The sequence below is a fragment of the Candidatus Polarisedimenticolaceae bacterium genome (genome assembly GCA_036376135.1).
GTDB lineage: Bacteria > Acidobacteriota > Polarisedimenticolia > Polarisedimenticolales > DASRJG01 > DASVAW01.
Genome location: DASVAW010000157.1, coordinates 26,081 through 34,008, shown reverse-complemented (window position 1 = coordinate 34,008; position 7,928 = coordinate 26,081). Strand labels below are relative to the sequence as shown.

Genomic DNA, 7,928 nt, shown 5'->3' with positions numbered 1-7,928 from the left:
GGACCCGAATCGCACGTTACGGGTCCGGGGAATACGGTGACTGTCCCCAGTTGCGAAATAGGTTGCTGCCCCCATAAACCTCCGCGGCCCGGCGCGGGTCCTCCCTGATGAACGTGGACGCCAACGACGCCCGTCTCGTGGACCGATGCCTCGAGGGTGACCGGGCGGCCTTCGACGTCCTCGTTCTGCAGCACCGAGGAGCCGTGATGGCCGTGGCACGTCGCCTGCTGAGATCCCCCGCGGACGCCGAGGATGCGGCGCAGGAGACTTTCGTGCGGGCGTGGCGATCGCTCAGGAGCTGGAGGCGGGACGCTCCCCTTCGGGCGTGGCTGCTCACGATCGCGGTGAACGCCTGCCGGACCCGGGGGGCGCGCCTGCGTCCTGACGAACCCGTCGACGGGGCCCCCGAGCCCGTGGACCCCCGTCCGCGGGCGGACGGTGCGCTCGAGGAGGGCGAAGCCCGGCGCGTCGTCCGCCTCGCCGTCGCGGCCCTTCCGCCCCGGCAGCGCGAAGTGGTCCTGCTCAAGGTCTTCTCCGGCATGACGCACGAGGACGTGGCCGGCGCCATGGGGCTCACCGTCGGGGCCGTGAAGGCCCATCTTCACCAGGCCGTCGCAAACCTGCGCCGTCGCCTGACGACCTCGAAAGGAGGCTCCCGATGATCCGGGACTGTGCTTCGTTCGAATCCGTGCTCGCCGAGGCGCTGGCGGAAGGTCCGGGCGCCGCCCCCTCCGTCCTGGCCGACCTGCGGGCGCACGCGGGCGGGTGCGAGGCCTGCCGCCCGTCGCTCCCGCTCGTCGCGATGGCGGCGCTCCCGGCGGCCGACCGGGATCCGCTCCCCGAGCCCACCGAGCGCGACTGGGAACGCTTCGACCGCCGCCTGAGATCCCGTCTGGACGCCGAGACCTCGCGCGGATGGACCTGGGCGGGTGCCGCGGTCGCCGCGACCGTCGCCGGAGCGCTGCTGGGCGCCTGGCTCCTGCGCGCGCCGGAGGTCCCCCTGATCGCGGAAGGGCCGAAGCCCGCGGCGTCGGATCCGGAGGTCGCGAACCCGCCGGTCAAGCCCCCCGAGAAACGACCGGCCGACGAGCCCTCGCTCGACTCCTTCGCACGGGACGCCTGGTCGGCGCTCGCGCTGGGGGACGACGACGAGGTCGAACCGGTGGACGGCCCGTTCCCGGATCTCGACAAGCTCGACGAGAAGGCGCTCGAGCGTCTCGAACGCTGGCTCGACGAGGAAGAGGCCCGCCTTTCGCCCCGAGGTGATGCATGAACACGATCGTTCGCCTTCTCGTGATGCTGCTCCTCGCCGCCCCGGCGCTCGCCCAGGACCAGGCCCCTCCCGCGGAGACTCCGCGCCCCGGGGAACGCCTGCGCAAGGTCTTCGCCGAGCGGCTCCGCCAGGAGCTCCAACTCACCGACGCGCAGGCCGCCGAGGTCGTGCCGAAGATCGAGGCGATCGAGCGGATCCGCAGGGAAGGGCGTCGGGAGAAGGCCGTCTCGGCGCGCGAGCTGCGCACCGCCCTGCGCGTCGGAGCCCCCGACGCGGAGATCGACAAGATCCTCGCGCGGGTGGACGCCTCCGAGGTCGAGCGCGAGTCGGAGGTGAGGGCGAGGATGAAGGAAGTCGACGCCGCCCTCTCCTCGCGCCAGCGTGCGGAGCTCCGATTCTTCGTCGCGAAGTTCCGGCGCGAGGTCGACCGGCGGATTCGCGGCGAGGCGGGCCCGATGCGCCAGCGCGAACGGATGCCGATGCGCCGGCCGGTCGCCCCGGCCCCCGAGGCGCCTTGATCGATCCCCGGCACGCGCTGGGTCTCGAGGGGGAGGAGGCGGCCGCCCGACACCTCGAGGCGACGGGGATGCGCGTGATCGAGCGCCGCTGGCGCTGCCGGGCGGGGGAGATCGACCTCGTCGCGGAGGACGGCGAGGTCCTCGTCTTCGTCGAGGTGAAGGCACGGGGAGGAGACGGATTCGGGACCCCGGCCGAAGCGGTCACCGCCGGAAAGCGACGCCGTCTCGCGACCCTGGCGACGTGGTACCTCGTCGAGCGGGACGCGCAGGACCGCCCCTGCCGATTCGACGTCGTCGAGGTCGTGGCGCATGGTTCCGGGGCCGAGATCCGTCACCTTCCGGACGCCTTCCGCCCCGGTTGGGACGACCGGGGCCGGAGGAGGTCCTGTTGACGATCCCCGCGGGTTTCGCTAGAGTCTCGGCTTCGTTCGGCATGAATCGCACCTGGAATGCGGGAATAGCTCAGTTGGTAGAGCACGACCTTGCCAAGGTCGGGGTCGCCGGTTCGAGTCCGGTTTCCCGCTCCATCCTCATCCTCCTCAACGTCGCGGTCGTTCTCCTCGCGCTCCCCGCGCGCGCGCAGGGGCTCGCCCTCGCCCCCGGAGATCCGGTCCCCGAGCTTCAGGGAGCGATGAACGACGCGCCGCTCCACACCGTCGCGTGGAGCGGGGCGAAGCTCACCCTGGTCCACTTCTGGTCGACCGGGTGCGTCCCGTGCAGGATCGACATCCCGGCGATCCAGACCCTCTGGCGCGAGCGCCGCAAGGACGGGTTCCGCGTCGTCGGCGTCGTCTTCGAGCAGTCCCGGCAAGACCCCGTCGCGGCGTTCCTGAAAGAGCTCGGCGCCGACTACCCGGTGCTGTACCCCACGACCGCGACCCTGCGCGCGTGGAAGGAAGTCACGCTCCTCCCGACGACGTTTCTCGTGGGGAAGGACGGCCGCGTCCTCCGTCGCTACGTCGGCGCCGACCCCGTCACGGTCGAGGGGATGAGAGCCGACGTCGTCGCGGTGCTCGAGGGGAAACCGATGCCGCCTCAGGTGATGCCGGGGCCGGAGTCAGGCCAGGACGCGAAGCCCTGACGGCGACGGATCGGGGCGGTGCCGCTCGGCGTGGTAGGACGAGCGCACGAGCGGTCCCGACTCCACGTGCAGGAATCCCATCCCCATCCCCGCGTCGCGAAAGGCCGCGAACTGCTCGGGGGTGACGAAGCGGTCGACGGGGAGGTGTTTGTGCGTCGGGCGGAGGTACTGCCCGATCGTCGCGACGTCCACCCCCGCGGCGCGCAGGTCGCGCAGCGTCTCGAGGACCTCCTCGTCGCGCTCGCCGAGCCCCACCATGATCGACGACTTCACCCGCATCCCCGCGAGGTCGGCGTCGCGGCGTTTCGCGGCCGCCTCGAGCACACCGAGCGAGCCGCGGTAGCTCGATCCCTTGCGCGCGGTCTTGTACAGGCGCGGGACGGTCTCGACGTTGTGGGCGAAGACCTCGGGGCGGGCGGAGAGGACGACGTCGAGCGCGCCGTCCTTGTTCTTGAAGTCGGGAGTGAGGACCTCGACGGCGCAGGTGGGGAGCTTCGCGCGGATCGCCTCGATCACCTGCCGGAAGTGGTCGGCGCCGCCGTCGGGAAGGTCGTCGCGGTCGACGCTCGTGATCACGGCGTGCTTGAGCTTCAGGCGGGCGACCGCATGGGCGACGCGCACCGGCTCCCCGCGATCGGTCCCCGCGACCGGTTTCCCGCTGTTCACGTTGCAGAAGCCGCAAAAGCGCGTGCAGGTGTCGCCGAGGATCATGAAGGTCGCCGTGCCGGCGTTCCAGCACTCGTAGATGTTCGGGCAACGCGCCTCGACGCAGACGGTGTTGAGGCGCAGCTCGTCGACCATCCCGCGCAGCTCGCGGAACTTCTCGTCGGTGCGGAGCTGGATCTTCAGCCACTCCGGGCGCTTGGGTCGCGGCTCGCTCACGGGGCCCTCCGGGGCGGGGAGGATAACGGGGAGGGCGGGGGAATCGCCAATCCCTCCCCCGTGACCCCCGAGGCGAACGGCTCGAACCCCAGCACGTCCGCAACGTGCCGGGCGGCGCTCGCGGCGACCTCGCGAAGGTCGGGAGAACTCCCGGTCAGGCGCGCGATCGAGGTGACCCCCTTGTCCGCGATCCCGCACGGCACGATCGTCTCGAATCCCGCGAGGTCGGAGCCGACGTTCAGGGCGAACCCGTGCCAGGCGATCCATCCCGTCGAGACCCGCACACCGATCGCGGCGAGTTTCTCGTCCCCCACCCAGATCCCCGTCCGGCCGGGCGAACGCGTCGCCTCGATCCCGAAGGAGGCGGCGGTTCGGATCAGCGCCTCCTCGAGGTCGCGAAGGTAGCGGTGGAGATCGCGACGGTCCTCCCGGATCCCGATCACGGGATACCCGACGAGCTGGCCCGGGCCGTGGAAGGTGACATCGCCGCCGCGACCGGACTCGTGGACCTCGATGCCGCGCGCGGCGAGCTCGGTGGGGGAGAGGAGGAGGTTCCCGGCGTGGGACGACCGGCCGAGGGTGACGACCGGCTCGTGCTCGAGGAGCAGCAGGTGATCGGGGGACCTTCCGGCGCGGATCGCCTCGACGAGGCGCTCCTGAAGGCCGGCCGCGTCCCGGTAGGGGACGCGGCCGAGCCATCGCACGATCAGCGGGGGAAGCCTCACAGCTGGGCTTCGTCGAACTCCTGCAGGTACTTCTTGACCATCGCGAGGAACTGGTCGGCGACGGCGCCATCGACGAGGCGGTGGTCGTAGCTCATCGCCATGTACATCATCGAGCGGATGGCGATGGCGTCGTCGATCACGACCGGGCGCTTCTCGATCCCGCCCGTGCCGAGGATCGCGACCTGCGGCTGGCTGATGATGGGAAGGCCGAAGAGGTTCCCGTACGGTCCGGGGTTCGTGATCGTGAACGTCCCCCCCTGGACCTCGTCGGGGTTGAGCTTCTTCGTGCGGGCGCGCTCGGCGAGATCGTTGACCCGCTTGCACAGCCCCGCCATCGACAGGTCGTCGGCGTTGCGGATGACCGGGACGATCAGCCCCCAGTCCAGCGCGACGGCGATCCCGATGTTCAGGTCCTTCTTGTAGACGATCTCGTCCCCTTCGATCGAGGCGTTGATCACCGGCCACGCGCGAAGGGCGTGGCAGACCGCCTTCACGAAGAACGGGGTCATGGTCAGGCGCGTGCCGTGCTGGGACTCGTAGATCCCCCGGAACTTCTCGCGCAGCTTCACCACGCGCGTCATGTCGACCTCGTACACGGAGTGCACGTGGGCCGAGGTCCGGCGCGACTCGATCATGTGCTCGGCGATCTTCTTGCGCATCGCCGACATCGGCTGGCGCTCGACGCGCGCGCCGGGGGCGAAGCTCACCGCAGGAGCGGCAGACGCCGCCGGAGCGGGCTTCGCCGCGGGGGCCGCCTTCGGCCCGCCCTTCGCGAGGTAGTCGAGGATGTCCTTCTTGGTGACGCGGCCGCCGGCGCCCGTTCCCGGGACGATCGACGGGTCGATCCCCGCCTCGGCGGCGATCTTGCGGACGACGGGTGAGACGAACGATCCCTCGCCCGCCGGGGCGGCCGGCGTCGAGGCGGCGACCGGTGCGGGAGCCGCCGCGGGGGCCGGCTTCGGCTCTTCCTTCGGTGCGGGGGCGGCCGCGGCCGCGACCGCGGCCGGCGCGGGAGCGCTCGCCGCCGCCGTCGCGTCGGTCTCGAGAACGGCGACGGCCTGGTTCACGGGGACCGTCTCCCCTTCCTGGTTCTTGATCTCGACGAGCACGCCGGCCGCGGGGGAGGGGATCTCCGCGTCGACCTTGTCGGTCGAGATCTCGAACAGCGGCTCGTCCCTCTGGACGGAGTCGCCGACCTTCTTGATCCAGCGGGTGATCGTGCCCTCGGCGATGGACTCGCCCATCTGGGGCATCACGACGTCGACGCGCATCGCTTCTCCTCGGTGGAATGCGGATCAGATGTGGATCGGCCGTCCGTGGGTCGCGAGCGCGGCCTCGCCCAGCGCCTCGGCGAGCGTGGGGTGGGCGTGGACCGCGTGGAAGAGCGACTCGGCGGTGGCCTCGAGGCTGAGGGCGGCGGTCGCCTCGGAGATCAGCTCCGTGGCGTGAGGGCCGATGATGTGGACGCCCAGGACCTCGTCGTATTTCTTCTCGGCGACGATCTTCACGAAGCCGCCGGTCTCCTGCAGGATCTTCGCCTTCCCGATCGCGGAGAACGGGAAGGTCCCGACGACCACGTCGTACCCACGCTTGCGCGCCTCCGCTTCCGAGAGGCCGACCGAGGCGACCTCGGGGTTGCAGTAGGTGCACGACGGGATCTTGTCGTAGTCCACGGCGTGGGGGGTCTTCCCCGCGATGTGCTCGACCGCGACGATCCCCTCGTGGGAGGCGACGTGGGCGAGCGCCTGCGTCTTCACGATGTCGCCGATGGCGTACACGCCGGGTTCGCCGGTGCGCATCATCCCGTCGACCTCGAGGAAGCCGCGGTCCACCTTCACGCCGGTCCCTTCGAGGCCGAGGTTCTCGGTGAGGGGGCGACGGCCGATCGCGACCAGCAGGACCTCGGCCTCGAGGTCGACGGCCTTGCCGTCCTTGGTCGCGTGGACCTTCACCCCGTCCTTGCCGGAGACGACCGTCTCGACCTTCGTCCCGGTGTGGATCTCGAGGCCGCGTTTCCGGAACGCCCGCTCGAGCTCTTTCCCCAGGGCCGCGTCCTCGAGGGGGATGAGGCTCGGGAGCAGCTCGACGACGGTGACCTTCGCCCCGAAGGTCGCGTAGATCGATGCGAACTCGACGCCCACCGCTCCGGCGCCCAGGACGATCATCGACTTCGGCACCTGGCCGAGGGTCAGCGCGTGATCGCTGTTGAGGATGCGCTTGCCGTCGAACTCGACCCCCGGAAGGCCGCGAATCGCCGAGCCGGTCGCGACGATCACGTGTTTCGTTTCGACCGTCTGCGTCGAGCCGTCCTTGGCCGTGACCTTCACCTTCCCCTTCCCCGCGAGGGTGCCGCGGCCCGCGAGGACGGTGACGCCGTGTTTCTTGAAGAGGTACTCGACCCCCTTGGCGTTCGAGAGGACGACCTTGTCCTTGTACTTGTGCATCCCCGCCAGGTCGAGCTCGGGGGGGGCGACCTTCACGCCGAAGGCCGACGCGTGCCGGGCCGACTCGATGACCTCGGCGGTCTTGAGCATCGCCTTGGTCGGGATGCACCCCCAGTGGAGGCACGTCCCTCCCGGGAGCGCGGCCATCTCCACGACCGCCGTCTTGAGGCCGAGCTGGGCGGCGCGCACCGCGGCGACGTAGCCGCCCGGGCCGGTGCCGATGATCGTGACGTCGAACGCGGGTCCGGACTGCGCCACGAGCTAAATCCTCCAAAAACCCTGATAACGAGGGGGGGTCGGACGAAGGCGGCACTGTAGCGGACCCCCTCGAAAGGCGTCAACTGATAGGATGTCGCCCCTCGACCCGCACCGGAGGACCGTCGGGATGCTCGAAGATCCGCTCAAGATCCTGAGGCAGCGCCCGGAGGGCTGGCAGGACATCAAGGACACCGCCTACCTGACCAGCGTCCAGGACTTCGTGAACTGGGGGCGCAAGCACTCGCTCTGGCCGATGCCGATGGGGCTCGCCTGCTGCGCGATCGAGTTGATGGCGACGGTCGGGCCGCGTTACGACCTCGCCCGCTTCGGCGCCGAGGCGCTCCGGTTCTCCCCGCGCCAGGCCGACCTCATGGTCGTCTCCGGCACCGTCACGAAGAAGATGGCGACCGCCGTCCGCAAGATCTACGTCCAGATGCCCGAGCCCCGATGGGTCATCGCGATGGGGGCGTGCGCCTCCTCGGGGGGGATGTACCGGTCGTACTCCGTGGTCCAGGGGGTCGACGAGATCCTCCCGGTGGACGTCTACATCAGCGGCTGCCCGCCGCGCCCCGAGGCGTTGATCGAGGCGGTCCTCGAGATCCAGCGCAAGATCGTCAAGGGGCTCCCCAGCGCGTCGCAGCTCGCCTCGCGCGCCGCCCGCGACAAGGCGGCGGGGGCCGCCTGACCGGGAACCGCGAGCTCGCCCTCGCGATCGCGGAGGAGATCCGGGCGGCGGGTCCCATGACC

Annotated in this window: 10 protein-coding genes and 1 tRNA gene; 7 read left to right on the top strand and 4 right to left on the bottom strand. The window is 70.7% G+C overall.

The genetic code is table 11. From position 1 onward, the window contains the following. Nucleotides 1–107 precede the first annotated feature (107 nt). The 6 genes from VF139_16605 (at nt 108) to VF139_16580 (ending at nt 2,872) form a co-directional block, all read left to right on the top strand. Nucleotides 108–662: an RNA polymerase sigma factor gene (locus tag VF139_16605; GenBank protein ID HEX6853018.1), complete on the top strand. Its 555-nt coding sequence runs from the start codon at nt 108–110 to the stop codon at nt 660–662. Further along, entirely contained in the window at nt 659–1,273 is a 615-nt protein-coding gene (locus VF139_16600) for a hypothetical protein (GenBank protein ID HEX6853017.1), read from the top strand. The genes VF139_16605 and VF139_16600 overlap by 4 nt, the downstream gene beginning before the upstream one ends. Continuing rightward, complete coding sequence (locus tag VF139_16595) at nt 1,270–1,791, top strand: hypothetical protein (GenBank protein ID HEX6853016.1); 522 nt, start codon at nt 1,270–1,272, stop codon at nt 1,789–1,791. Before VF139_16600 ends, VF139_16595 begins: the two co-directional genes overlap by 4 nt. Continuing rightward, entirely contained in the window at nt 1,788–2,183 is a 396-nt protein-coding gene (locus tag VF139_16590; GenBank protein ID HEX6853015.1) for a YraN family protein, read from the top strand. Before VF139_16595 ends, VF139_16590 begins: the two co-directional genes overlap by 4 nt. Nucleotides 2,184–2,242: 59 nt before the next feature. After that, a tRNA-Gly gene (locus tag VF139_16585) sits at nt 2,243–2,318 on the top strand. Then, the gene (locus VF139_16580; GenBank protein ID HEX6853014.1) at nt 2,318–2,872 is read left to right on the top strand and encodes a TlpA disulfide reductase family protein; all 555 of its coding nucleotides are present in this window, start codon (nt 2,318–2,320) and stop codon (nt 2,870–2,872) included. The genes VF139_16585 and VF139_16580 overlap by 1 nt, the downstream gene beginning before the upstream one ends. On the opposite strand, the gene lipA is transcribed toward VF139_16580, so the two are convergent. The 4 genes from lipA to lpdA are packed head-to-tail and all read right to left on the bottom strand — an operon-like array spanning nt 2,849 to nt 7,181. Beyond that, nucleotides 2,849–3,754: a lipoyl synthase gene (gene lipA / locus VF139_16575; GenBank protein HEX6853013.1), complete on the bottom strand. Its 906-nt coding sequence runs from the start codon at nt 3,752–3,754 to the stop codon at nt 2,849–2,851. The genes VF139_16580 and lipA overlap by 24 nt on opposite strands. Then, nucleotides 3,751–4,479 (bottom strand): lipoyl(octanoyl) transferase LipB, encoded by a 729-nt coding sequence (gene lipB / locus VF139_16570; protein ID HEX6853012.1) that lies wholly within the window; start codon nt 4,477–4,479, stop codon nt 3,751–3,753. The genes lipA and lipB overlap by 4 nt, the downstream gene beginning before the upstream one ends. Further along, on the bottom strand, nt 4,476–5,750 hold the full coding sequence (sucB, locus tag VF139_16565) for a 2-oxoglutarate dehydrogenase, E2 component, dihydrolipoamide succinyltransferase (GenBank protein ID HEX6853011.1): 1,275 nt from the start codon (nt 5,748–5,750) through the stop codon (nt 4,476–4,478). The genes lipB and sucB overlap by 4 nt, the downstream gene beginning before the upstream one ends. A 24-nt stretch (nt 5,751–5,774) precedes the next feature. After that, a complete protein-coding gene (lpdA, locus tag VF139_16560) occupies nt 5,775–7,181 on the bottom strand; it encodes a dihydrolipoyl dehydrogenase (GenBank protein ID HEX6853010.1) in 1,407 nt (468 codons plus the stop codon). 91 nt (nt 7,182–7,272) lie between these two features. Here lpdA and VF139_16555 point away from each other — a divergent pair, with 91 nt between their 5' ends. Further along, entirely contained in the window at nt 7,273–7,866 is a 594-nt protein-coding gene (locus VF139_16555) for an NADH-quinone oxidoreductase subunit B family protein (protein HEX6853009.1), read from the top strand. Nucleotides 7,867–7,928: the final 62 nt, after the last annotated feature.